Here is a 22,297-nt window from a genome sequence, read left to right on the forward strand (position 1 = left end):
GAGGCGCGCTCTGCTGTACGCCGACCGAGTGATTGTCATATAACAACAGTTGAATCAGGAACGCAAATCCGGCAGGTCACCGGCGGCCTCGGCCAGTGCCCGGTATTCCTGCAGCCCGGTGGCCAGGGCGAGCCGGCCCGCGGGGCTCATCTTCGCCAGCAGCGCCTGGACGCGGTCCCGGCGCCGGGACCGCAGGTCCTGCAGGTAGGCCCGCCCGCGGTCGGACAGCCGCAGCGTCAGCTCCCGCCGGCTGCGCGCGCTGGGCAGCCGTTCGAGGAAGCCGACCGCCTCCAGCCGGTCGCACAGCCTGCTGACCAGCGGCGGCGTCGAGCCCAGCTGCTCGGCCAGCTGCCGCAGGTTGACCCCGTCGTGGCGATCCAGCGCGACGACCGCGCGCAGCTGCGAGATCGACAGCGGGCGCGGTGAGACGTCCCGCTCTCCCTCGACCACCGACTCGAGGAGGCGGGCGAGGTCCGGCACGGCGGCCGGCCCGTCCGGGGCGGCCTGCTCGCGGGATCGATCCACGGCGTCCACTCTGGCATCCCTATGCTGAACCGGCAGCACAGCCAACGCGACTCGCCGTGGACCGGCGCGCCGGAGCGGCGCAGACTCGACAGAACCATCCCGGCACGGGTGCGTGAGCAGGAGGCAGGCGTTGGACAGATCCTTGGCGGTGGAGCGTCTCCTCCGTGACGTACCACCGCACGACCTGCCCGGCGCGCTGCGCTCGGGACTCGGCGAGCACTTCGGCGCCGAAGCGGTCGAGCTGCTGATGGCCGACTACGCCCTCACGGAGCTGTGCCAGGTGGGCGAGCAGCCCTACTCGACGGAGCCGGTCCCGGTCGACGGCACGATCCCCGGGGCGGCGTTCCTCACGCAGGCGGCGACGTTTTCCCGCGACGGCGACCGCGTCACCGGCTACCTGCCGGTCAGCGTCCGCGGTGACCGGCTCGGCGTCCTGGCCGTCACCCTGCCGTGCGAACCGGAGCCGCCGGTGTGGGCCGAGCTCCAGCGGTTCGCCGAAGCGGTGGCCCACGAGCTGTTCGTCGCCGACCGGGACACCGACCTCTACATCCAGGCCCGGCGCTCGTCACGGCTGACGCTGGCCGCGGAGATGCAGTGGCAGCTGCTGCCGGGGCGGGCCTGCACCCGCGCCGAGTTCGCGCTCGGCGGTCAGCTGGAGCCGGCCTACGCCATCTACGGGGACTGCTTCGACTGGTCGGCCTCCGCGCGGAAGCTCGCGGTCACGCTGATCAACGGCATGGGGGAGGGCAGCGAGGCGGCGCTGCTGACGAACCTCGCGGTGAACGCGCTGCGCAACGCCCGGCGCGCCGGCATCGCGCTCGACGCGCAGGCCGAACTCGCCGACCAGGCGCTGTACGCGCACTACCGCGGCGCCGAGCACGTGGCCGCGTTGCTGCTGGAGTTCGACCTCGGCACCGGCGCGGTGCAGGTGGTCGACGCGGGCTCGCCGCGCCTGTGGCGGCTGCGGGACGGCAAGGCCGAGCGGATCCTCTTCGACGAGCAGCTTCCGCTCGGCACGTTCGACGGCACGATCTACACGCTCGAAAGCTTCCAGGCGGCCGACGGCGACCGGTTCGTGTTCGTCAGCGACGGCGTGTACAACGCGCTCGGCTCGCACGGCGAGCGGTACGGCGACCGGGAACTCGCCGAGGCGGTGTCGGCGACGGCCGACCTGCCGGCGGCGCACGTGCCGGGCGCGATGCTGCGGGAGCTTTCGACCCGGCGGCACGGTAGTCAGGCGGAGGACGACGCGATGGTGGTGTGCCTGGACTGGTTCGGGGCGACGCCGTTGTCCGGGTCGGGGGATGGGCCTGCGGTTACGGTGCGGCGGGCTGACGGGTAGCGGGTTGGTTTGCTTGGGGGTGCGGGTTTCTGCGGTGCCGGCCCCAAGTTGGTCGCTGTTGCGGTGGAGCGTTGTTCGGTGCCCACCACCCCGAAGCCTGAATTGTCACTACGGCCGGTGGTACCGCGTCAAGGCGGGAAAGCGTGCCTTGACCCGGCCCCACCGGCCGTGTTTGGGCTTCGGATCGGGGTGGTGGGGAGGTCTGGGTGGGGTGCCGGTCTGGGGGCCGCGTGCCGGTTGGGGGCGGTGAGGTAGGTGAAAGGCACTCCGGCTTTGCCGGAGCGCTGCCAGGCCGCGGAAGGCGGCCTGGGTGAGGGTTGGTGGCTTGCCGAGGCGGGAAGGCCGCCGGGGCGCCCCCCGTTTTCCACTCTACCGGCGACCACCGACAGTTTCGGCCACCCAACCGGCCGCCGCCTGCTGCCCGGCGTCAAGCAGCCGCCGGCGGTTGTTGGCGCCTCGGGGCCGTGCGGCCCGCGCTGATTACGGCCGCCAGGAGCTCGTCCGGGTTGATGCCCGGCTGCCACAGTTCCGTGCCGACCACGTGGGCCAGCCTGCGGCGGCGGTGTTGCGGGGTGTCCGTCAAGGCGACCTCGGTCGGGCGGCCCTTCTTGACCGCGTGAACCGCCCGGGTCACGAGGATCGCCTCCTGGCGGGTGGTGCCCAGGTCCGCCGCCGCGGCGAAGATCCTCTCCGCCGCGGCGTGACACCTCTCCTCCATCAGGCCTGGATCTCGCGGCGGCCGGATCGGTCGCCGCCGATTTCGATGCGGCGGGGCTTGGCCTTTTCGGCTACCGGGATGCGCAGGGTCAGGACGCCCGCCTCGTAGTCGGCGGCGATGTGGTCGGTGTCGAGGCTGTCGCCGAGGAACAGCTGGCGGGAGAACACGCCCAGCGGCCGCTCGGAAACCTGCATCTCCACGGTGTCGCCGCCGGGGAGGGGGCGGCGCTCGGCCTTGACCGTCAGCACGTTGCGCTCGATGTCGAGCTCGATGGCGTCCGGAGCGACGCCCGGCAGGTCGAAGCAGACCACGAACTCGTCGCCGGCGCGGTAGGCGTCCATCGGCATCGCGGTGGGCTTCGACCAGGTTCCCGCGGTGCCGAAGACCTGCTGGGTCAGGCGGTCCAGCTCACGGAACGGGTCGGTGCGCATCAACATCGGTGTCCTCCTTCTGGGCTTCGACGGTGGGTGTCAACACGCACCACTGTTCTAGCATGTCATCCAAACGATGACAAGTAGGAAGTCATCCTCAAGATGACAGTGTGAGCCGGGCGTCACCGGGAACACGGGGCGGGAGATCCATTCCCGTCCCGGAGGAGCCACCGTGCCCGAGCAGCCCGCCCAGCAGCAGACCCCGCCCGGCACCACCGCCGCCATGACGCCGCGGCCCGACCACGGCGAGCACAGCTACCGCGGCTCCGGCAAGCTGACCGGCAAGGCGGCGCTCATCACCGGCGCGGACAGCGGGATCGGCCGCGCGGTGGCGATCGCGTACGCCCGGGAAGGCGCCGACGTGCTGATCTCCTACCTCGACGAGCACGAGGACGCCGAAGAGACGCGGCGCTGGGTGGAAGAGGCCGGGCGGAAGGCCGTCGTCGTGCCCGGGGACGTCGCCGATCCCGCGCACTGCCGGGCCCTGGTCGCCCGCACCGTCGAGGAGTTCGGCCGGATCGACGTCCTGGTCAACAACGCCGCCTTTCAGATGACCCACGAGACCCTGGAGGAGATCCCGGACGAGGAGTGGGACCACACCCTCGCCACCAACCTGAGCGCGTTCTTCCACCTCGCCAAGGCGGCCGTGCCGCACATGAAGCCCGGGGCGTCGATCATCGGCAGCTCGTCGGTGAACTCCGACAACCCGACGCCGCAGCTGCTGCCCTACGACGTGACGAAGGCGGGCATCGCCAACATGTGCGCGGCGCTCGCGCAGCTGCTGGGACCGAGGGGGATCCGGGCCAACAGCGTCGCACCGGGGCCGATCTGGACGCCGCTCATCCCGTCCACCATGCCGGAGGAGCAGGTGCAGTCCTTCGGCGAGCAGGTGCCGCTGGGCCGTGCCGGTCAGCCGGCCGAGCTGGCGCCGGTGTACGTGCTGCTGGCCTCCGACGACGGCAGTTACGTCTCCGGCGCCCGCGTCGCGGTGACGGGTGGCGCGCCGATCCTGTGACCGGCGCTCAGCGCCGCTGAAGGTGCGCGCAGACGGCGAGGTTCCCGGCGACGCACGCCGGGAACAGCCACGGCAACGCCAGGAAGATCCCCGCCGCCAGCAACGACAATGCGACGGCGTCCAAGCACAGGCACCACCGGAGCCGCCGCCGGGCGCCCGCCTCCAGGCCCCGCTCGATCCCGCGCAGCCGCCGCCGTTCCCACGCCTGCAGCGGCGGACCCGGGTCAGCGGCCGCGGGGGTCGTCACTGTCGCCCTGGTCGCTGGGCTGGATGGCACCCGCGGCGACCTCGGCCGGCGACGCCTTGTCGCCGGGGTGGCCGCGGGTGACGTGGCCTTCGGCGCGCATCCGCTCGACCATGTGCGGGTAGTGCAGCTCGAAGGCGGGGCGCTCCGAGCGGATGCGGGGCAGCTCGAGGAAGTTGTGCCGGGGCGGCGGGCTCGTCGTGGCCCATTCGAGCGAATTGCCGAAGCCCCACGGGTCGTCGACGACGACGGGGGCGCCGTAGCGGTAGCTCTTGAAGACGTTCCAGATGAACGGCAGCACCGACAGGCCCAGCAGGAACGCGCCGATCGTGGACACCATGTGCATCCAGGTGAAGTTGTCGCTCGAGAGGTAGTCCGCGTAGCGGCGCGGCATGCCCGCGTCGCCGAGCCAGTGCTGGATGAGGAACGTCGTGTGGAAGCCGATGAACGTCGTCCAGAAGTGCCACTTCGCCAGTCGTTCGTCGAGCATCCGGCCGGTGATCTTCGGGAACCAGAAGTAGATGCCGGCGAAGGTGGCGAACACGATCGTGCCGAACAGCACGTAGTGGAAGTGGGCGACGACGAAGTAGCTGTCGTGGACGTGGAAGTCCAGCGGCGGGGACGCGAGGATGACCCCGGTCAGGCCGCCGAGCAGGAACGTCACCATGAAGCCGACCGACCACAGCATCGGCGACTCGAAGGTCAGCTGTCCCCGCCACATCGTGCCGATCCAGTTGAAGAACTTGATCCCGGTCGGCACCGCGATGAGGAACGTCATGATCGAGAAGAAGGGCAGCAGCACGGCACCGGTGGCGAACATGTGGTGCGCCCACACCACCGCCGACAGCCCGGTGATCCCGATCGTCGCGAACACCATGAGCTTGTAGCCGAACAGCGGTTTCCGGCTGAACACCGGCACGATCTCGGTGACGATCCCGAAGTAGGGCAACGCGACCACGTAGACCTCGGGGTGGCCGAAGAACCAGAACAGGTGCTGCCACAGGATCGCGCCGCCGTTCTCCGGGTCGAACACGTGCGCGCCGAGGTGCCGGTCGGCCAGCAGCGCGAACAGCGCCGCGGTGAGGATCGGGAACGCCAGCAGGATCAGCACCGACGTGAACAGGATGTTCCAGGTGAAGATCGGCATCCGCCACATGAGCATCCCGGGACACCGCAGGCACACCACGGTCGTGATCATGTTGACCGCGCCGAGGATCGTGCCGAGCCCGGTGACGATCAGGCCGGCGATCCACAGGTCGCCGCCGACGCCGGGGGAGTGGATGGCGTTGGACAGCGGTGTGTAGGCGGTCCAGCCGAAGTCGGGCGGGCCACCCGGGGTGAGGTACCCCGACAGGACGACCAGCCCACCGAACAGGTACAGCCAGTAGGAGAACGCGTTGAGCCGCGGGAACGCGACGTCCGGCGAGCCGATCTGCAGCGGCAGGACGAAGTTGGCGAAGCCGAACAGGTTCGGGGTCGCGTAGAGCAGCAGCATGATCGTGCCGTGCATGGTGAAGAGCTGGTTGTACTGCTCCGGCGAGAGGAACTGCAGGCCGGGCCGGGCGAGCTCGCCCCGCATGAGCAACGCGGTCAGGCCGCCGATCAGGAAGAAGCCGAACGACGTCGTCAGGTACAGCACGCCGATCGTCTTGTGGTCGGTGGTGCGGATCGTCTTCAGGAGCGTGGCACCGCGGGGACCCCGCCACACCGGACGGTGGGGGATCGGAGCCGGGCGTGTCACCGTGTCGGTCATCGGACTCTCACCTGTCGCCGCCGGGGAACGAGCTCTTCCCGCGCGCGTACCCGGGGCCGGGCGCGGCTACACCCCCGAATCCGGGGATCAGCCGGATGGGCGGGCTTTGCAACCGGAGCGAGACCCGGGCCGGGGATTGGTCCGGGTCCGGCCGGGTAAGCCTCGGGCTTCACCTGCCGAAAGGAATTGCCATGTCCACCGCCACACCCGCCCGCACCCGGACACCCGTGCAGGTCGCCGCCGCGGTCGTCGCGGTCGTCTTCCTGCTGGTCGGCGTGCTCGGCTTCGTGCCGGGCATCACGACGGACTACGACCAGCTGAGCTTCGCCGGCCACGACTCGATGGCCATGCTGCTCGGCGTGTTCATGGTCTCGGTGCTGCACAACATCGTCCACCTGCTGTTCGGCGTCGTCGGCCTCGCGTCGGCCCGCACCGCGCGCGGCGCCCGGACGTACCTCATCGCAGGCGGGGTCGTCTACCTGGTGCTCTGGCTCTACGGGCTGCTCATCGACCACGGCAGCGACGCGAACTTCGTGCCCGTCAACACCGCCGACAACTGGCTGCACCTGGGCCTGGGCGTCGGCATGATCGCCCTCGGCCTGCTGACGGCCCGCGCGGGCCGCACCGGTGCGGGGCCGCACGCGGCCCGGGGTCCCGGCCTCGGCTGACCGACGACCGCGCAGCCGGGCCGCCGCAGGGCGACCCGGCTGCGGTGGGTCAGTCTTCCTTGGTGCGCATCAGCACGGTCAGCGACCGGCCGCCGACGACCAGCGTTCCGCCGCCCGGCACGGTCCGCGGGGTGGCCAGCTGGTCGCCCGCCACGCCGCCGACCAGGATGCCGCCGACCGATCGGTGGAACACCTCGCCGGTGGCCGAATCCAGGACGATCGCCCACTCCTCGCCGTACCCGCCGTCGGGGACGGTCATCGTCATGTCGTCGTCGTGGGCGTTGAAGCAGAGCAGGAACGAGTCGTCCACCACGCGCTCGCCGCGCGCGTCGAGGTCCGGGATCGCCGTTCCGTTGAGGAACACCGTGATGGTGCGGCCGAAGCCGGACTCCCAGTCCTGGTCGGTCATCTCCTCGCCGGCCGGGGTGAACCAGGCGATGTCGCGCAGTTCGTCGCCGCGGCGGATGGGGCGGCCGGCGAAGAAGCGGCGGCGGCGGAACACCGGGTGCTGGTGGCGCAGGTCCACCACCGCCGAGGTGAACTCGTACAAATCGCGGTGGTGCTCCAGCTGCGACCAGTCGACCCAGGACAGCTCGTTGTCCTGGCAGTAGGCGTTGTTGTTGCCCTGCTGGGTGCGGCCGAACTCGTCACCGTGCAGGATCATCGGCACGCCCTGGGAGAGCAGCAGCGTGGCGATCAGGTTCCGCCGCTGCCGCGCCCGGAGGTCGAGGACCTTCTCGTCCTCGGTCGGGCCCTCCGCGCCGCAGTTCCACGACCGGTTGTCGTCGGCGCCGTCGCGGCCGTCCTCGCCGTTGGCCTCGTTGTGCTTTTCGTTGTACGACACCAGGTCGTTCAACGTGAAGCCGTCGTGCGCGGTGACGAAGTTGATCGACGCGAACGGGCGGCGGCCGTCGCTCTGGTAGAGGTCCGACGACCCCGTGATCCGCGAGGCGAACTCGCCCAGCGTGGCGGGCTCGCCGCGCCAGAAGTCGCGGACGGTGTCGCGGTAGGCGCCGTTCCACTCCGTCCACAGCGGCGGGAAGTTGCCCACCTGGTACCCGCCCGGGCCGACGTCCCAGGGCTCGGCGATCAGCTTCACCTGGCTCACCACGGGGTCCTGCTGCACCAGGTCGAAGAAGGTGGCCAGCCGGTCGACGTCGTAGAACTCGCGGGCGAGCGTGGCGGCGAGGTCGAACCGGAAGCCGTCGACGTGCATCTCCGTCACCCAGTAGCGCAGCGAATCCATGATCAGCTGCAGGGTGTGCGGCTGGCGCACGTTCAGCGAGTTCCCGGTACCGGTGTAGTCCATGTAGTACTGCGGATCGTCTTCGACCAGCCGGTAGTAGGCCTGGTTGTCGATGCCGCGCATGGACAGCGTCGGCCCGAGGTGGTTGCCCTCGGCCGTGTGGTTGTAGACGACGTCGAGGATGACTTCGATCCCGGCCTCGTGCAGCGTCCGCACCATCGCCTTGAACTCGTGCACCTCGCTGCCGGGGGTCGCCGGCATGATCGAGGCGGCGTACTCGTTGTGCGGCGCGAAGTAGGCGATCGTGTTGTAGCCCCAGTAGTTGGCCAGGCCGCGCTCGGTGAGGGCGTGGTCGTGCAGGAACTGGTGGACCGGCATCAGCTCGACGGCGGTGACGCCGAGGGTCTTGAGGTACTCGATCATCACCGGGTGCGCCAGCCCGGAGTACGTCCCCCGCAGCTCCTCCGGGATGTCCGGGTGGAGCTTCGTCAGCCCGCGGACGTGGGCTTCGTAGACGACGGTCTCGTTGTACGGCACCTTCGGCGGCCGGTCGTTGGCCCAGTCGAAGTACGGGTTGACGACGACCGCGCGGACGGTGTGCGCCGCCGAGTCGTCGTCGTTGCGCTCCTCGGGCCGGCCGAACCGGTAGCCGAATACGGATTCGTCCCAGTCCACCCGGCCGGTGACGGCCTTGGCGTACGGGTCGAGCAGCAGCTTGGCGGGGTTGCACCGCAGCCCGCGGGCTGGGTCGTGCGGCCCGTGGACGCGGAAGCCGTACTCCTGGCCGGGGCCGATGCCGGTCAGGTAGCCGTGGTGGACGAAGCCGTCGACCTCCGGCAGCCGGATCCGGGTCTCGGTTCCGTCCGGGGCGAACAGGCAGAGGTCGACGCGGTCGGCGACCTCGGAGAAGAGCGCGAAGTTGGTGCCGACACCGTCGTAGTCGGCGCCGAGCGGGTAGGGGGAACCGGGCCAAGGCTGCACTGGGCCTCCACAGGGGCGCGAGGGAACTCCGTCCGGATACCCGGCCGGGCGGCGGCCGAATCCGTGACGCGCGCCTCCTCACCCGGACGCCCGGCCGGGGCCGCCGGCAGCGACCCCGGCCACGGCGTCAGGTGAGCTTGTTCTTGACTTCCTTGGCCTTGCCCTTGGCGGTGCCCTTCGCGTCCTGCAGCGGCGAGTAGGTGCCGTAGAGGGCGGGGTCGGGCTTCGGGGCGGTACCCGGGCCGCCGAGGGGTTCGGGGTCCATGAGGTATTCGATGCCGGCGTCGGTGGTCCAGCTGGTGCCCTTGGCGCCGTCGGGGCCGTCGGAGAGGTGCCAGATGGTGTGGTTGTGGGTCTGGTCTTCTTCGTCGAAGAGGGCGTTGGGGGCGATGTCGCCTTCGAGGCCGTCGGCCTTGAGTTCTTCGATGGCGGCCAGCCATTGCTTCTGGTGGACGGTGTCGCGGGCGAGGTTGAACTTGAGCATGGCCTTGACGCCGGGGTCGTCGGTCATGTTGTAGAGCCGTGCGGTCTGGAGGCGGCCTTGGGCTTCGGCGGCGGCGTTGGCCTGGAAGTCGGCGAGCAGGTTGCCGGAGGCGACGATGTACTTGCCGTTCCAGGGGTAGCCGTTGCTGTCGGCCGGCAGGGCGCCGCCGCCGGCGACGATGGCCTGCTGGACGTCCATGCCGCCGATCATCGCGGCCATCACCGGGTCTTTGACGGCTTCGGCGGTGGCGGTGGCGGGGGCGCCTTCGAGGAGGCGGGCGACCATGGTGGCGAGCATTTCGACGTGGCCGATTTCTTCGGTCGCGGTGTCCATGATCAGGTCTTTGTATTTGCCTTCGATGCGGCAGTTCCAGCCCTGGAACAGGTACTGCATGGTGACGGTCATTTCGCCGTAGGCGCCGCCGATGAGTTCCTGGAGCTTGTGGGCGTACACGGGGTCGGGCTTTTCGGGCTTGGCTTCGAACTGAAGCAGCTTCGTGTGACGGAACACGACATTCCTTCCGTCGTCCGGGTGGCGGTCGGAAGGGGCTTTCCCGGTTAGCGGAGGGTTAACCAACCGGATCCTCGGCGACTCGGGCCGGACGGCGGAGGATCGACAACGCCACCGTCGCTGTGGTAGTTGAACGCGGAACGTTCGATGGCGAGTGGAGCGATACGTGAGCGATCACCAGGAGCGGGTGCCGGCCTGCCGGCGGTACCAGTGCGAAGAGCCGGCCCTCTGGCGGAGGATGTGCGCGGCTCACTGGGCTCGCTGGCAGAACGGGACCGACCCGCTCGACCAGCCGGGTGACGACGCCGCGTCCCCGGAACCCCGTGTGTGGCAGCCGCCGTTGCGGGAGAACAGCGTTTCGCAGCGGAAGCCCGGCCGGCCGGGCTGACTCCGGTGGGGAGCCCCGCGAGGAGGCTCCCCGCCACGGTTCAGCCGGCGAGCTCGGCCACGGTCGCGCCGATCGGCGTGCTGGGCCGGCCGATCAGGGCGCGGAGGTCGTCCGTGGTCTCGGCGAGCAGGCCGGCCTTCGTGTCGGCGTCCAGCGTCACGAGCAGGCCGACGACCGGCTCGGGCAGGCCCGCCTGGGTGAGCACCTCGGCGTGCTGGTCGGCCGGCAGGTCGGCGTAGGTGACTTCGCGGCCGGTCGCCTTGGCGATCTCGCCCGCGAGGTCCGCGTAGGTCCAGGCGACGTCCCCGGCGAGCTCGTAGATCTTGCCTTCGTGGCCTTCGCCGGTCAGCACGGCGACCGCGGCCGCTGCGTAGTCGGCGCGGGTGGCGCTGGCGACCCGGCCGTCGCCCGCGCTGCCGGCGAAGCTGCCCGTCTGGACGGCCTGCTTGATCGTGTCGGCGAAGTTCTCGTTGTACCAGTTGTTGCGCAGGATCGTGGCGGCCAGGCCGGAGGCCTCGATCAGCTCCTCGGTCGCCTTGTGCTCCGGGGCCAGCACCAGCTTCGACGTCGTCGCCCGCGGCGCGCTGGTGTAGACGAGGTGGCGGACCCCGGCCTGCTTGGCCGCCTCGACGACCGCCGCGTGCTGCGCGACGCGCTGACCGACCTCGCTGCTCGAAACCAGCAGCACCTTGTCGGCGCCCTTGAGCGCGGTGACCAGGCTTTCCGGGTCGGTGTAGTCCGCGCGACGGACCTCGACCCCGCGTTCGGCCAGGTCCGCGGCCTTCTCCGGGGTGCGCACCGCGGCGACGACCCGGTCGGCGGGGAGCTGCTCGAGCAGGCCTTCGACGACGAGCTTGCCGAGGTGGCCGGTGGCGCCGGTGACGACGATCATGAGGACTCCTTGAAGGTTCAAGTACCTAGTGCCCTGAAGGATGTACTAACTTTTAGAAAGTGCCAACTCATTGTTAGTGCAGTCACATCCATCGTGCAAACTCTCGGGTAGTATCGTGGCGTGGACGGACAACAAGCTGACGCCGAGCACGAAGCGCTGGTCGCCGACGTGTTCAGTGCCGCGTGCGCGTCCCGCGCCGTGCTGGAGCACGTCACCGGCCGGTGGGGCGTGCTCGCCCTGGTCGCGCTGAACGACGGCGTGTTCCGGTTCAACGCCCTGCGCCGCCGGGTGCAGGGCGTCAGCGAGAAGATGCTCGCCCAGACACTGCAGGCGCTGGAGCGCGACGGCTTCGTGCACCGGGAAGCGCGCCCGACGATCCCGCCGCACGTCGAGTACAGCCTCACGCCCTCGGGGCAGGAGGTCGCGCGGCGGCTCCTGGGGCTGATCGAAGTCCTCGAGGCCGGCGTGCCCGACGTCGTGGCGGCGCAGGCCCGCTACGACGCCGCAAAAACCGCGAGCGCGTGACGGGCTAGCGGGCCGCGGGCACGGGATTCGCGAGCGCGCCCAGCAGGAACATGCCCGTCGCGATGCCGAGCATCGTCAGCACGCCGCGGGGCCAGAAGATGTGGCTGTCGAAGAAAGAAACGCTGGCCGCGAGCAGCACCACGGCGCCCGGTGCGGCACGCCACGACGCTTCCCGCGCGACGCTCGCGACCACGGCGACATTGGCCGCGAGAAAGCACAATGCGCCGACCTGGCCGAGTGTGTCACCGATGCCGAACACCGCTCCGGTGACGGGCGTGACGGCGTGCTGGGTGTGGACCACGGTCCCCGCCGCGATGCCCGCCACGGCGTCGAGTCCGCCGTAGAACGCCGCGAACCCGAAGGCCGCGAGCCGGCCCGGGCGGCGAAGTGCCGCGGGGGCCGGCGAGAGCAGCAGCCACTGGGCCACCGCGAGCAATGGGAACACCGGCAGGAGGACGATGTGGAGGGTGGTCCACCACGGTGCGCTCGCCGCGCCGAGCACGAGTGGGTGCGCCAGGCCGAAGCCGGCCAGTACCAGTGCGGGCGCGGCGTAACCGGCGGCGCGCGTCCAGCGTGAGCGAAGCATCGCCCGACGGTATCGGTCCCCGCGGCCGTCCGGCGATTACCGAACTCTTACCGCCCCGGACGGCAAGGGGTCCAAGGGATTCCGGGTGCCCGGGTCCGGCCGCGGCGGGAAAACCGGCCATTGCACTCCGTCGGCCCGAGGGTTATGTTAGCGCTCACAATCGCTCCGCTTGTGCCGTTCCTGCGTGTCGGTGATCGAGGAGGAGGTTGGCACCGTCGCCGGCCCGCGCACCTGTCGATTCGACGATTTCCGTACCCCAGCGGGAGATCACCATGGCACGACAGCCGAGATATGTCCCCATCGCGAAGGCCCTGCTCGCCGCCGGCACGCTCGTCACCGGGCTGCTCGCCGCCGGCGGCACGTCCCAGGCGGCCACCCAAGGTCCGTGCGACATCTACGCGGCCGGCGGAACTCCTTGCGTCGCCGCGCATTCCACGACCCGGGCCCTGTACGGCGCCTACACCGGGCCGCTGTACCAAGTCCGGCGCGCTTCCGACAACACCACGCGCGACATCGCCCCCTTGGCCGCGGGTGGTGTCGCCAACGCCGCGACGCAGGATTCGTTCTGCGCCGGGACCACCTGCCTGATCACGGTCATCTACGACCAGTCCGGCCGGAACAACCGCCTCACGCAGGCGCCGCCCGGCGGGTTCCAGGGGCCGGCCGCGGGCGGCTACGACAACCTCGCCAACGCCACCGCGGCGCCGATCAGCGTCGGCGGCCACAAGGCCTACGGCGTCTACGTGGCGCCCGGAACGGGCTACCGCAACAACAACACCAACGGCATCGCGACCGGCGATCAGCCCGAGGGCATGTACGCGATCTTCGACGGCACGCACTACAACGGCGGTTGCTGCTTCGACTACGGCAACGCCGAGCGCAACAGCCGCGACAACGGCAACGGCACGATGGAAGCCATCTACTTCGGCAACAACAAGGTCTGGGGCTACGGCGCCGGCAACGGCCCGTGGATCATGGCCGACCTCGAAAACGGCCTTTTCTCCGGCGTCAACCAGCACTACAACGCCGGCGACCCCAGCATCAGCCACCGGTTCCTGACCGCCATCGTCAAGGGCGGCCCGAACAAGTGGGCCATCCGCGGCGGCAACGCCCAGTCCGGCGGCGTGTCCACCTTCTACGACGGCGTGCGCCCGAACGTCTCGGGCTACAACCCGATGAAGAAGGAAGGCGCCATCATCCTGGGCATCGGCGGCGACAACAGCGTCGGCGCCCGCGGCACCTTCTACGAAGGCGTGATGACGTCCGGTTATCCCTCGGACGCCACGGAAAACGCGGTGCAGGCCAACATCACCGCGGCCGGCTACGCCACGACTTCCGCGGGCACCGGCCTGACACCGGGCACGTCCGTCTCGCTGCGCGCCACCACCCCCGGCTACACCGACCGCTACATCCACCACACCGGGTCCACTGTGGACAGCGTGGTGATCGGCAGCGGCAGCTCGGCCACGGAGAAGGGCAACGCGTCCTGGACCGTCCGCGCCGGGCTCGGCAGCAGCTCGTGCGTGTCGTTCGAGTCGAAGAACGTGGCGGGGCAGTACCTGCGGCACCAGAACTACCGGCTGTACCTGCAGGCCAACGACGGAAGCTCGCTGTTCGCCCAGGACGCGACCTTCTGCCCGGAGGCCGGCCGGAACGGCCAGGGTGCCTCGCTGAGATCGCTCAACTTCCCCGACCGGTACGTGCGCCACTACGACAACATCGTCTACATCGCCGCCAACGGCGGGTCGAACACCTTCGACAACGCCAACGCCTACAGCGATGACGTGAGCTGGCTCGTCAGCTCACCGTGGGCGTCCTGATCGCCATCGCTGTCACGTGCCCCGCCTTCGGGCAGGGCACGTGACAGCGACTACTCCGGCGGCGGTACCGGAGTTCCGGCCGATCACGGGAGCATCCACGGGCCGGGCCGCCAAGCCGTGCCCGCCGCCTGCTCCACCGGTACCCCGGAGAAAGGACTTCCCGGATGCGTTTCCGCCGAACCGCTGTGGTCCTGGCCGTTTCCGCGTCGCTGCTGACCCCGGCGACCGCGGACGCCTTGCCGTCCGGCGGGGCCCCACCGGGCTGGGTGACGCTCACCGAGTCCGCCCTCCAAGGGGTGCACGGCACCGCCCCCGACGTCACCGTCCGCAACGTGCTCACGGTGACCGCCACCGGGGCGGCGCTGCGGGTGCGGCTGAGCAACCCGTTCGGCAGCACCGTGATGACCGTGCGGTCGGTGTGGGTCGGCAAGCAGCCGTCGACGAACTCACCCGCGCTCGTGCCGGGATCGAACCGGCGGGCCACGTTCGGCTTCCGGCACGCGGTGACGATCCCGCCGGGCAAGAGCGTGTGGACCGACCCGCTGCCGCTTTCGGTCCGGCGCGGCGACCACGTCGCGGTCAGCATCTACGCGCCGGGTGCCCCGATCAACGACCACACCTTCCCGCCGCCGGAGACCTACACGCCCGGGTCGTTCACCTCGGCCGGGCCCGGGGACGCCGGCGCGGACGAATCCGGGAGCGCGTACGGGCCCTTCGCGCCCGGCGTCCTGTGGTGGGCCGACGCGATCAGCGCCGCGTCGCCCGTTCGCGGCACGATCGTCACGCTCGGCGACTCGATCACCGACGGCTACAACGCGTTCGGCGGCGGTCCGCGCTGGACCGACGTGCTCGCCGAGCGCATCGGGACGTTGCCGCCGTCGCGGCGGCTGTCGGTGGCCAACGCGGGGATCAGCGGCAACACCGTCAGCGTGCAGCCGAACCCGTACGACCCCACCGGCCAATGCTGCGGCCCGCCCGCGCCGGTCCGCCTCGACCGGGACGTGCTGTCGCTGCCCGGCGTGCGGTACGTCCTGCTCCTGGAGGGCACGAACGACCTCGGCGGCGGCGACAACGCGGCACCGGCGCCGGCTGCGCAGGTCATCGACGCCATGCGCACCATCGTCCAGCGGGTGCACGCGACCGGCCGCCGGATCGTCGGCGCGACGGTCCTGCCGATGTGCAACGCGGCCGGCAGCCCGAAGGAACAGGCACGGCTCGCGGTCAACGCGTGGATCCGCACGTCCGGCACGTTCGACGCGGTGCTCGACTTCGACGCCGTGCTGCGCGACCCGGCGGACCCGACGGTGATCCGCGCGGACTGGCGCACCGACTGCTACCACCCGAACGCGGCCGGCGACCGGCGGCTCGGGGATTCGATCGACCTCAAGGTGTTCGCGCGCTGAGCGATCCGGGACCCGGTGGGGCGCTCCCACCGGGTTTCGGGCGCACGCACCGCGGGCACCTGGCACGCCGGAGGGGGCTCGCCCGACTCTCGTGGGGAGGCTTCGATGTCGCCCATCGACCACCTGATCGTCACCGTCATCGGCGCCCGCCGGGCCCGGGCCGAGGAGCGCCGTCCCGCCCCGCAGCAGGCCGGCCGGCGGGGTCCGAAGTCCCCGCCCGGCCGGCGTTCCGGCACCGCGTAGCGACGCCTCTGAGCGGCGCGATCTCCGGCGGTAAGCCTGTCGAACCGGTTCGACCCGGAGGGCTGCCCGGTCAGTGGCGGCGCCGGGTCCCCGTGCTCGACCGCAGCGAGATCGGCGGCTCCAGCAGCGCGTGCCGCGGTTCCGCGCCCGCGTCCGCGATCTGGGCCAGGAGCAGGTCCACCGCCAGCCGGCCGAGCTCCACCGCGGGGACGTCCGCCGCCGTCAGGGGCGGGTGGAAGTCTTCCGCCAGGCGCTCCGCGATCACGCCCGTCAGCGAGAAGTCGCGCGGCACCTCGAGTCCGGCCCGGTGCAACGCGCGCTGGACGCCCGGCAGGGCCGCTTCGTTGATCGTCACCGCCGCCGTCACCGAAGGCCACTGGGTGCGGATCTGCTCGAAGCAGGCCAGGCCCGCCGCCGCTTCGTCGGCGCAGCACACCGTCCGGGCCGTCAGGCCGCGGGCCGCCGTCGCGTCGAGGAAGCCGGTCGTCGAGCGCAGGGCCGGGCCGTAGCCCGCCGCGACGAGTTCGGCCGACCGGTTGATCAGCACCACCTCTTCGTGGCCGAGATCCGCCAGGTGGTGGACGCAGCGCGTGATCAGCGCGCCGTAGTCGACGTCGACCCACCAGGACGCCCCCGGGTGCTCGACGTGGCCGATCGTCACGAACGGCAGGCTCGCCTGGCTCAGCCGCTCGACCCGGGGGTCCTCCAGGAGGATCTCCATCAGGATCACGCCGTCCACGCGCCGGCCGTTGACGATGCGCTCGAACGACCGGTCGTGGTCGCCGCCGCTGGGGGAGAGCAGGACGTCGAGGTCGTGGGCGGCCGCCGCGTCGACCACGCTGCCGACGAAGCCCAGCTGGACGTCGGTCAACCGGCGGCTGGCCGGTGGCACCACCAGGCCCAGGGTGCGCGTGCGGCCCTCGGCCAGGGCGCGGGCGCTGGCGTTGGGCCGGTAGTCGAGCTCGGCGATGACGTCGTTGATGCGCTGCACGGTGGCCGCCGACACCGGTCGCTTGCCGCTGAGCGCGTACGACACGGTGCTGCGCGAAACCCCCGCGCGCCGCGCGATCTCCCCGATGTTCATGCTGCTCCTGACCCCGGTGCCCAGAACCGGTTCGATCGTAGTACACGCAGTATTGCGCAGGAGCGCTCTCGCGGTTTACGGTGACGCCCGCCGCCTGCGTCGAACCGGTTCGATGGCGGCGGAGCCGTCGTCGCCGGTGCCGACAGGAAGGACCTCCCATGAAGCGTCACCCCCTCATCCGGCTGCTGTCGGTGGCCGTCGCCGCGACGACACTGGCCGCCTGCTCCTCCGGCCCGGCGCCCGGTTCGGCCGGGGGCACCTTCACCGTCTGGGACCCTTACCCGCAGTTCGACGCGAGCTCCGCGTGGGCGAAGGTCGTCGACAAGTGCGGTGCCGACGCCGGGGTCAAGATCGCGCGGCAGGCGTTCGACACGACCGACCTCACCAACAAGGTGCTGCTCGCCGCCCAGCAGAACACCGCGCCGAACGTCCTCGTGGTCGACAACCCGGTCGTCTCGACGCTGGCCGAGGGCGGGGTGCTCAAGTCCACTGCGGACACCGGGCTCGACACCGCGCAGGTCGCCCCGAACCTGCTCGCCGCCGGCGACGTCAAGGGCCAGGTCTACGGCGTCCCGATCGGGGCCAACACCCTTGCCCTCTACTACAACAAGGCCGTGCTGACCGCGGCCGGCGTCGACCCGGCGTCGGTGCGGGACTGGGCGAGTCTCGACGCGGCGCTCGCCAAGGTGCAGGCCGCGGGCAAGAAGGGCATCACGTTCTCCGCCATCGGCACCGAAGAGGGCAGTTTCCAGTTCCTGCCGTGGTTCTGGGGCTCGGGCGCCAACCTGACCGACCTCGCCTCGGCCGACGCCGTCGCCGCGCTCGCGCAGTGGAAGTCGTGGCTGGACAAGAAGTACGCCCCCAACTCGGTGGTCGGCAACACGCAGACCACCAGCTGGCAGGAGTTCGCGACCGGCGAGTACGCCTTCGCCGAGAACGGCACCTGGCAGCTGCAGAACGCGAAGAAGGCCGGCTTCGAGTACGGCGTCCTCCCGATCCCGGCGCGCACCGGGGGAGCGGCTCCGGCGCCCACCGGCGGCGAGTTCGTCACCGTGCCCGCCCAGAGCAGCCCGGACGCCGAGAAGACCGCGGGCAAGATCGCGTCCTGCCTGACCAGCCCGGCCAACGTGCTCGACTCCGACACCGCGCTGACCTACGTCTCCGCCGTGCCGTCGGTGCAGGAGAAGCAGGTCGCCGCCCAGCCGGAGCTGAAGGTGTGGGTCGACGCGGTCAAGGTGGCGAAGGGCCGCACCGGCGACAACCTCGGCACCCGGTACCCGCGGATCTCCGAACCGCTCTGGGGTGCCGTGCAGGCCGCGCTGACCGGTGCGAAGGCCCCGGACGTCGCCCTGGCGGCCGCGCAGGCGACCGCCGCGTCGGCGAAGTAGGCCCGCCCGTGCTGGACACCCGTCAGACGGCCACCGCCCGTCCGGCCGCGCGAGCACCCGGACGGGCCCGGCGGCGCCGCCGGCCGCAGCTGCTCGCGTGGGCGTTCCTCACGCCGCTCGTCGCCTACCTCGTGCTGTGCTACGGCTATCCACTGGTCACGAACATCGATCTCAGCCTGCGCGACTACACCGTCCGCACCTTCGTGCACGGCGGGGCGCCGCTGGTCTGGTTCGACAACTACGCGGGCGTCTTCACCGATCCGACCTTCCGCACGGCGTTGCTCGACACGTTCGTCTTCACCGCCGCGGCGCTGCTCTTCCAGTACGGCATCGGACTGGCGATGGCGGTGTTCTTCGCCCGCCACTTCCGGCTGGGCCCGACGCTGCGCGCGCTGTTCCTCGTGCCCTGGCTGCTGCCGCTGATCGTCTCGGGCTCGACCTGGGCGTGGCTGCTCAACAGCGAATCCGGCGTGGTCAACGCGGTGCTGGGCTGGTTCGGCGCCGGCCGGATCGACTGGCTGACGTCACCGTCCTGGGCGCTGGTCTCGGTGATCATCGCCAACATCTGGATCGGCGTGCCGTTCAACCTCGTCGTGCTGCACAGCGGCCTGCAGAACATCCCGGCCGAGGTGTACGAGGCGGCGTCGCTCGACGGCGCCGGCGCGTGGCAGCGGTTCCGGCACGTCACGTTTCCGCTGCTGCGGCCGGTTTCGGCGATCACCCTGCTGCTGGGGCTGGTCTACACGCTGAAGGTGTTCGACGTCATCTGGATCATGACCAAGGGCGGGCCCGGCGGGGCGTCGACCACCCTGGCCACCTGGTCCTACCAGCTCGGCTTCGGCAGCCTGCTGCCGCGCTTCGGGCCGAGCGCGGCTGTGGGCAACGTGCTCATCCTGCTGGCCCTGGTCGCCGGGCTGCTCTACATCCGCGCCCAGCGCAGGCAGGGGGTAGCGTGATCCGCCGCTGGCGCACCGCGGTGGGGCTGGTCCTCACCGCCGTGATGCTGTTCCCCGTCTACTGGATGGTCAACGTGTCGCTGACCCCGGCCGGGCGGATGCGCAAGTCGCCGCCCGACTGGTTCCCCGCCGCGCCGACGTTCGAAGGCTACGAACGGGTGCTGCGCGAGCAGCTCCCGTACTTCGCCACCAGCCTGTTCGTCGCGCTGGGCACCGTGGCGCTGACGCTGGCCCTGGCCGCGCCTTCGGCCTACGCGCTGGCCAAACTGCGCCCGCGCGGGGGCCGGGCGCTCGGGTTCGTGCTGCTGGTCGCGCAGATGATCCCCGGCATCATCATGGCGCTGGGCTTCTACGGCATCTACGTCTCCCTCGGCATCACCAACACCGCCTGGGGCCTGGTCCTCGCCGACTCGACGATCGCGGTGCCGTTCGCCGTGCTCATCCTGACCTCGTTCATGGCTTCGGTGCCGGACGAGCTCGTCCAGGCGGCCACCATCGACGGCGCGGGCGCGCTGCGCACGTTCTGGTCGGTGGTGCTGCCCGCGAGCCGCAACGGCGTGGTCACCGCGGGGCTGTTCTCGTTCCTGTGGGCCTGGTCGGACTTCGTCTTCGCGGCGACGCTCGACGGCGGCGGCTCGCTGCGGCCGCTGACCCTGGGCATCTACCGCTACATCGGCAACAACAACCAGGAGTGGAACTCCATCATGGCGACGGCGGTGGTCGCCTCGGTACCCGCCGCCGTGCTCCTCGTGCTGGCGCAGCGGTTCGTCGCCGCCGGCGTCACCGCGGGCGCCGTCAAGGACTGAGCCCCCTCTCGGAAAGGACGCTTCTGTGCCCACGGGCGAATTTTCGCTGCGGGAGATCCCGTTCAGCCACCCGGGATCGTGGTTCGACGTCTCCCCGGTGGTGGCCCAGGCCACCTACGCCGGCGACCTGCACCTGGTGTCCCACCGCCACGGCATGCACGCCGTCCTGGCGCTGGTCCCCGAAAGCGGCGGGCAGCGGGCGGACGTCCCGGCCGCCGCCACGCCGTCCGAGCTCACCTGGGGGACCGGCGACCGGCGGATCACCGCGGCCTTCGCGGGGCCGGACGTGCTCCGGATCGCGGGGCGCGGCCTCGACCTGAGGATCCGCGCGGCGGAGCTCACGCTGACCCCGTTCACCGGCACGTACTTCTTCGCCGACCCGGTCGACGGCTCGGCCGTCTTCACCTCCTACGAAACCGGCCACCGCTACCGCGTCACCGTCCTTTCCGGACACACGCGCCACGTCGGCGCCGAAGCGCTCGGGACGGCCGAGCGGGCCGTCGTCGTGAGCGGCGACACCTGGGAGGTGGCGATCGAGGAAGTTCCCGGCGCCCGCGAACCGTACTCGGCGGCGTCGGCGTTCGACGACGTGGTCGCCGCCGCCCGGGCGGAGTTCGCCGCGTTCGCCGACGCCGTGGCGCCGTGGCGCGGCGAGCACACGCCGGCGGCCGAGCTCGCCTGTTACGTGCTCTGGTCGGCCATCGTGGCGCCCGCCGGGTTCGTCGGCCGTCCGGCCGTGCTGATGTCCAAGCACTGGATGGACAAGGTGTGGAGCTGGGACCACTGCTTCACCGCGCTCGCGCTGGCCGGTGGGCGGCCCGAGCTGGCCTGGCACCAGGTCCAGGTCGTGTTCGACCACCAGGACGACCGGGGCGCGCTGCCCGACTCGATCACCCACGCCGAGGTGCTGCGCAACTTCGTCAAGCCGCCGATCCACGGCTGGGCGCTCGGCCGCCTGCGCCGCCGCCTGCCGGGTGGCCTGCCCGAGCCGGGGCGCACCTACGGGCAGCTGGCGGCGTGGACGACGTTCTGGCTCGAGCACCGCCGCGTGCCCGGCGGGCCGTTCGCCCACTACGAGCACGGCAATGACAGCGGATGGGACAACGCGACGCCGTTCGCGCGGCGGCGGCTCGTGCAGACGCCCGACCTCGCCGCGTTCCTGGTGCTGCAGCTGAAGGAACTGGCCGTGCTGGCCACCGAGCAGGGGGAGCCGGGCGCGGCCGCGCGGTGGGAGGCCGAAGCGGACGGCATGCTGGCGGCCCTGCTGGGCGAGCTGTGGGACGGTACGAAGTTCGTCAGCCGGGTGGCCGCGACCGGGGAGGCGCACGCCGGAGCCAGCCTGCTGGAGCTGATGCCGATCGTGCTCGGCGAACACCTGCCGCCGGACGTCCGCGACCGGGTCGTGGCCGGCCTGGAGCCGCACCTGACCGACATCGGGCTGGCGACCGAGCGGCCGGAATCCCCGTTCTACGAGGCCGACGGCTACTGGCGCGGCCCGGTGTGGGCGCCGGTCACCGTGCTGATCGAGGACGGCCTCCGCCGCGCCGGCGCCACGGAGCTCGCCGACCGCGTCAGCGCCCGGTTCCGCGCGGTGTGCGAGAAGTCCGGGTTCGCCGAGAACTTCGACGCGCTGACCGGAGACGGCCTGCGCGACCGCGCCTACACGTGGACGGCCGCCGCCTACCTGGTGCTCGCCGGCGACGCCGAAGAGCGTTCGCGGCGGTAGGCGGCGCACCGCACGTCAGGTGCGGTCGTGCAGCGTGACGTGGTAGCCGTCGGGGTCGGCGAAGGTGAACGTCCGGCCGAAGGGGCCGTCGATCGGCGCGGAGACGATCGGGTGCCCGTCGGCGGCGAGCGCGTCGTGGATGGCCTGGACATCGGTGGCGTGCAGCCAGATCGCGGCACCGATACCGGGGTGCGCCGCGGAGTCGAGGTCGGTGCCGGGCACGACGTCCCGAAGGGCGAACGCGATCGGCTTCGTCTCGAAGACGACGGCGTGCGGGGGCCCGGCCGGCGAGCGGACGAGGCCGAGGTACTGCTCGTAGAACGCCTGCGAAGCGGCGAGGTCGCGCGCCTGGAGCGAGACGAAGTCGGGGCCGGTGACGGGCATGGGTTGCTGCTCCTTCTCTGCGTGTCAGGTTCCTGACATGGACCACGGTATGTCAGGAACCTGACACGCGTCAAGCCGGATGGGCGCACCTTGTCGAACCGCATCGACAATGGCATGCTCGCGGCGAACTCCTGGTGGCGTGCGAAAACGGGCCGCGATTCGACAGAATCGAAACATCA

23 protein-coding genes are annotated in these 22,297 nt (G+C 71.1%); 12 read left to right on the forward strand and 11 right to left on the reverse strand.

What is annotated here, in order from left to right:
* Positions 1–54 precede the first annotated feature (54 nt).
* On the reverse strand, positions 55–480 hold the full coding sequence (locus ACWEF6_RS08975) for a MarR family transcriptional regulator (protein WP_449682469.1): 426 nt from the start codon (positions 478–480) through the stop codon (positions 55–57).
* Between the two features lie 175 nt (positions 481–655).
* Here ACWEF6_RS08975 and ACWEF6_RS08980 point away from each other — a divergent pair, with 175 nt between their 5' ends.
* The gene (locus tag ACWEF6_RS08980; RefSeq protein WP_449682378.1) at positions 656–1,867 is read left to right on the forward strand and encodes a PP2C family protein-serine/threonine phosphatase; all 1,212 of its coding nucleotides are present in this window, start codon (positions 656–658) and stop codon (positions 1,865–1,867) included.
* 427 nt (positions 1,868–2,294) lie between these two features.
* On the opposite strand, the gene ACWEF6_RS08985 is transcribed toward ACWEF6_RS08980, so the two are convergent.
* Together ACWEF6_RS08985 and ACWEF6_RS08990 are read right to left on the reverse strand one after the other, a co-directional pair.
* Positions 2,295–2,585 (reverse strand): hypothetical protein, encoded by a 291-nt coding sequence (locus ACWEF6_RS08985; RefSeq protein WP_449682379.1) that lies wholly within the window; start codon positions 2,583–2,585, stop codon positions 2,295–2,297.
* Positions 2,585–3,022 (reverse strand): Hsp20/alpha crystallin family protein, encoded by a 438-nt coding sequence (locus ACWEF6_RS08990; protein ID WP_449682380.1) that lies wholly within the window; start codon positions 3,020–3,022, stop codon positions 2,585–2,587. Before ACWEF6_RS08990 ends, ACWEF6_RS08985 begins: the two co-directional genes overlap by 1 nt.
* Positions 3,023–3,188: 166 nt before the next feature.
* On the opposite strand from ACWEF6_RS08990, the gene ACWEF6_RS08995 reads away from it, so the two are divergent.
* The gene (locus ACWEF6_RS08995; RefSeq protein ID WP_449682381.1) at positions 3,189–4,031 is read left to right on the forward strand and encodes an SDR family oxidoreductase; all 843 of its coding nucleotides are present in this window, start codon (positions 3,189–3,191) and stop codon (positions 4,029–4,031) included.
* A 7-nt stretch (positions 4,032–4,038) separates the two neighbouring features.
* On the opposite strand, the gene ACWEF6_RS09000 is transcribed toward ACWEF6_RS08995, so the two are convergent.
* Both ACWEF6_RS09000 and ctaD read right to left on the reverse strand, forming a co-directional pair.
* A complete protein-coding gene (locus ACWEF6_RS09000) occupies positions 4,039–4,278 on the reverse strand; it encodes a hypothetical protein (protein WP_449682382.1) in 240 nt (79 codons plus the stop codon).
* Entirely contained in the window at positions 4,256–6,028 is a 1,773-nt protein-coding gene (gene ctaD / locus ACWEF6_RS09005) for an aa3-type cytochrome oxidase subunit I (RefSeq protein ID WP_449682383.1), read from the reverse strand. The genes ACWEF6_RS09000 and ctaD overlap by 23 nt, the downstream gene beginning before the upstream one ends.
* 191 nt (positions 6,029–6,219) lie before the next feature.
* Between ctaD and ACWEF6_RS09010 the strand changes: the two genes are divergently transcribed.
* Complete coding sequence (locus ACWEF6_RS09010; protein ID WP_449682384.1) at positions 6,220–6,696, forward strand: DUF4383 domain-containing protein; 477 nt, start codon at positions 6,220–6,222, stop codon at positions 6,694–6,696.
* Between the two features lie 49 nt (positions 6,697–6,745).
* Here ACWEF6_RS09010 and glgX read toward each other — a convergent pair whose 3' ends face one another.
* Together glgX and ACWEF6_RS09020 are read right to left on the reverse strand one after the other, a co-directional pair.
* Entirely contained in the window at positions 6,746–8,923 is a 2,178-nt protein-coding gene (glgX, locus tag ACWEF6_RS09015) for a glycogen debranching protein GlgX (protein ID WP_449682385.1), read from the reverse strand.
* Between the two features lie 127 nt (positions 8,924–9,050).
* Positions 9,051–9,917, reverse strand: coding sequence for a manganese catalase family protein (locus ACWEF6_RS09020; protein WP_449682386.1), 867 nt, complete (start codon positions 9,915–9,917; stop codon positions 9,051–9,053).
* A gap of 166 nt (positions 9,918–10,083) precedes the next feature.
* Here ACWEF6_RS09020 and ACWEF6_RS09025 point away from each other — a divergent pair, with 166 nt between their 5' ends.
* Positions 10,084–10,305, forward strand: a complete 222-nt coding sequence (locus ACWEF6_RS09025) for a hypothetical protein (RefSeq protein WP_449682387.1) — start codon at positions 10,084–10,086, stop codon at positions 10,303–10,305.
* Positions 10,306–10,345: 40 nt separating this feature from the next.
* Here the strand turns inward: ACWEF6_RS09025 and ACWEF6_RS09030 are convergent, their stop codons facing one another.
* Complete coding sequence (locus ACWEF6_RS09030; RefSeq protein ID WP_449682388.1) at positions 10,346–11,197, reverse strand: SDR family oxidoreductase; 852 nt, start codon at positions 11,195–11,197, stop codon at positions 10,346–10,348.
* Between the two features lie 120 nt (positions 11,198–11,317).
* On the opposite strand from ACWEF6_RS09030, the gene ACWEF6_RS09035 reads away from it, so the two are divergent.
* Complete coding sequence (locus tag ACWEF6_RS09035; protein ID WP_449682389.1) at positions 11,318–11,722, forward strand: winged helix-turn-helix transcriptional regulator; 405 nt, start codon at positions 11,318–11,320, stop codon at positions 11,720–11,722.
* A 4-nt stretch (positions 11,723–11,726) separates the two neighbouring features.
* Here ACWEF6_RS09035 and ACWEF6_RS09040 read toward each other — a convergent pair whose 3' ends face one another.
* Positions 11,727–12,308, reverse strand: a complete 582-nt coding sequence (locus ACWEF6_RS09040) for a hypothetical protein (protein ID WP_449682390.1) — start codon at positions 12,306–12,308, stop codon at positions 11,727–11,729.
* 272 nt (positions 12,309–12,580) lie between these two features.
* Between ACWEF6_RS09040 and ACWEF6_RS09045 the strand changes: the two genes are divergently transcribed.
* The 3 genes from ACWEF6_RS09045 to ACWEF6_RS09055 all read left to right on the forward strand — a co-directional run bounded on the left by ACWEF6_RS09045 (position 12,581) and on the right by ACWEF6_RS09055 (position 15,774).
* Entirely contained in the window at positions 12,581–14,128 is a 1,548-nt protein-coding gene (locus ACWEF6_RS09045; RefSeq protein WP_449682391.1) for an alpha-L-arabinofuranosidase B, read from the forward strand.
* A 164-nt stretch (positions 14,129–14,292) separates the two neighbouring features.
* A complete protein-coding gene (locus ACWEF6_RS09050) occupies positions 14,293–15,531 on the forward strand; it encodes a GDSL-type esterase/lipase family protein (protein ID WP_449682392.1) in 1,239 nt (412 codons plus the stop codon).
* Between the two features lie 105 nt (positions 15,532–15,636).
* Positions 15,637–15,774, forward strand: coding sequence for a hypothetical protein (locus ACWEF6_RS09055; RefSeq protein WP_449682393.1), 138 nt, complete (start codon positions 15,637–15,639; stop codon positions 15,772–15,774).
* Between the two features lie 70 nt (positions 15,775–15,844).
* On the opposite strand, the gene ACWEF6_RS09060 is transcribed toward ACWEF6_RS09055, so the two are convergent.
* Positions 15,845–16,858, reverse strand: coding sequence for a LacI family DNA-binding transcriptional regulator (locus tag ACWEF6_RS09060; protein ID WP_449682394.1), 1,014 nt, complete (start codon positions 16,856–16,858; stop codon positions 15,845–15,847).
* A gap of 158 nt (positions 16,859–17,016) precedes the next feature.
* On the opposite strand from ACWEF6_RS09060, the gene ACWEF6_RS09065 reads away from it, so the two are divergent.
* The 4 genes from ACWEF6_RS09065 to ACWEF6_RS09080 are packed head-to-tail and all read left to right on the forward strand — an operon-like array spanning position 17,017 to position 21,734.
* On the forward strand, positions 17,017–18,246 hold the full coding sequence (locus tag ACWEF6_RS09065) for a sugar ABC transporter substrate-binding protein (RefSeq protein WP_449682395.1): 1,230 nt from the start codon (positions 17,017–17,019) through the stop codon (positions 18,244–18,246).
* 8 nt (positions 18,247–18,254) lie between these two features.
* A complete protein-coding gene (locus ACWEF6_RS09070) occupies positions 18,255–19,202 on the forward strand; it encodes a carbohydrate ABC transporter permease (protein WP_449682396.1) in 948 nt (315 codons plus the stop codon).
* Positions 19,199–20,008: a carbohydrate ABC transporter permease gene (locus ACWEF6_RS09075; protein ID WP_449682397.1), complete on the forward strand. Its 810-nt coding sequence runs from the start codon at positions 19,199–19,201 to the stop codon at positions 20,006–20,008. Before ACWEF6_RS09070 ends, ACWEF6_RS09075 begins: the two co-directional genes overlap by 4 nt.
* Before the next feature lie 25 nt (positions 20,009–20,033).
* On the forward strand, positions 20,034–21,734 hold the full coding sequence (locus tag ACWEF6_RS09080; protein WP_449682398.1) for an amylo-alpha-1,6-glucosidase: 1,701 nt from the start codon (positions 20,034–20,036) through the stop codon (positions 21,732–21,734).
* Between the two features lie 15 nt (positions 21,735–21,749).
* Here the strand turns inward: ACWEF6_RS09080 and ACWEF6_RS09085 are convergent, their stop codons facing one another.
* Positions 21,750–22,118 (reverse strand): VOC family protein, encoded by a 369-nt coding sequence (locus ACWEF6_RS09085; RefSeq protein ID WP_449682399.1) that lies wholly within the window; start codon positions 22,116–22,118, stop codon positions 21,750–21,752.
* Positions 22,119–22,297: the final 179 nt, after the last annotated feature.

This window comes from Amycolatopsis sp. NPDC004772, assembly GCF_053601215.1.

Excerpts from the sequence above, each read along its gene's own strand:
- ACWEF6_RS08985 (WP_449682379.1), bottom strand. The coding sequence starts at position 2,585 with ATGGAGGAGAGGTGTCACGCCGCGGCGGAGAGGATCTTCGCCGCGGCG.
- ACWEF6_RS08990 (WP_449682380.1), bottom strand. The coding sequence starts at position 3,022 with ATGTTGATGCGCACCGACCCGTTCCGTGAGCTGGACCGCCTGACCCAG.
- ctaD (WP_449682383.1), bottom strand. The coding sequence starts at position 6,028 with ATGACCGACACGGTGACACGCCCGGCTCCGATCCCCCACCGTCCGGTG.
- ACWEF6_RS09010 (WP_449682384.1), top strand. The coding sequence starts at position 6,220 with ATGTCCACCGCCACACCCGCCCGCACCCGGACACCCGTGCAGGTCGCC.
- ACWEF6_RS09030 (WP_449682388.1), bottom strand. The coding sequence starts at position 11,197 with ATGATCGTCGTCACCGGCGCCACCGGCCACCTCGGCAAGCTCGTCGTC.
- ACWEF6_RS09040 (WP_449682390.1), bottom strand. The coding sequence starts at position 12,308 with ATGCTTCGCTCACGCTGGACGCGCGCCGCCGGTTACGCCGCGCCCGCA.
- ACWEF6_RS09045 (WP_449682391.1), top strand. The coding sequence starts at position 12,581 with ATGGCACGACAGCCGAGATATGTCCCCATCGCGAAGGCCCTGCTCGCC.
- ACWEF6_RS09050 (WP_449682392.1), top strand. The coding sequence starts at position 14,293 with ATGCGTTTCCGCCGAACCGCTGTGGTCCTGGCCGTTTCCGCGTCGCTG.
- ACWEF6_RS09055 (WP_449682393.1), top strand. The coding sequence starts at position 15,637 with ATGTCGCCCATCGACCACCTGATCGTCACCGTCATCGGCGCCCGCCGG.
- ACWEF6_RS09060 (WP_449682394.1), bottom strand. The coding sequence starts at position 16,858 with ATGAACATCGGGGAGATCGCGCGGCGCGCGGGGGTTTCGCGCAGCACC.
- ACWEF6_RS09065 (WP_449682395.1), top strand. The coding sequence starts at position 17,017 with ATGAAGCGTCACCCCCTCATCCGGCTGCTGTCGGTGGCCGTCGCCGCG.
- ACWEF6_RS09085 (WP_449682399.1), bottom strand. The coding sequence starts at position 22,118 with ATGCCCGTCACCGGCCCCGACTTCGTCTCGCTCCAGGCGCGCGACCTC.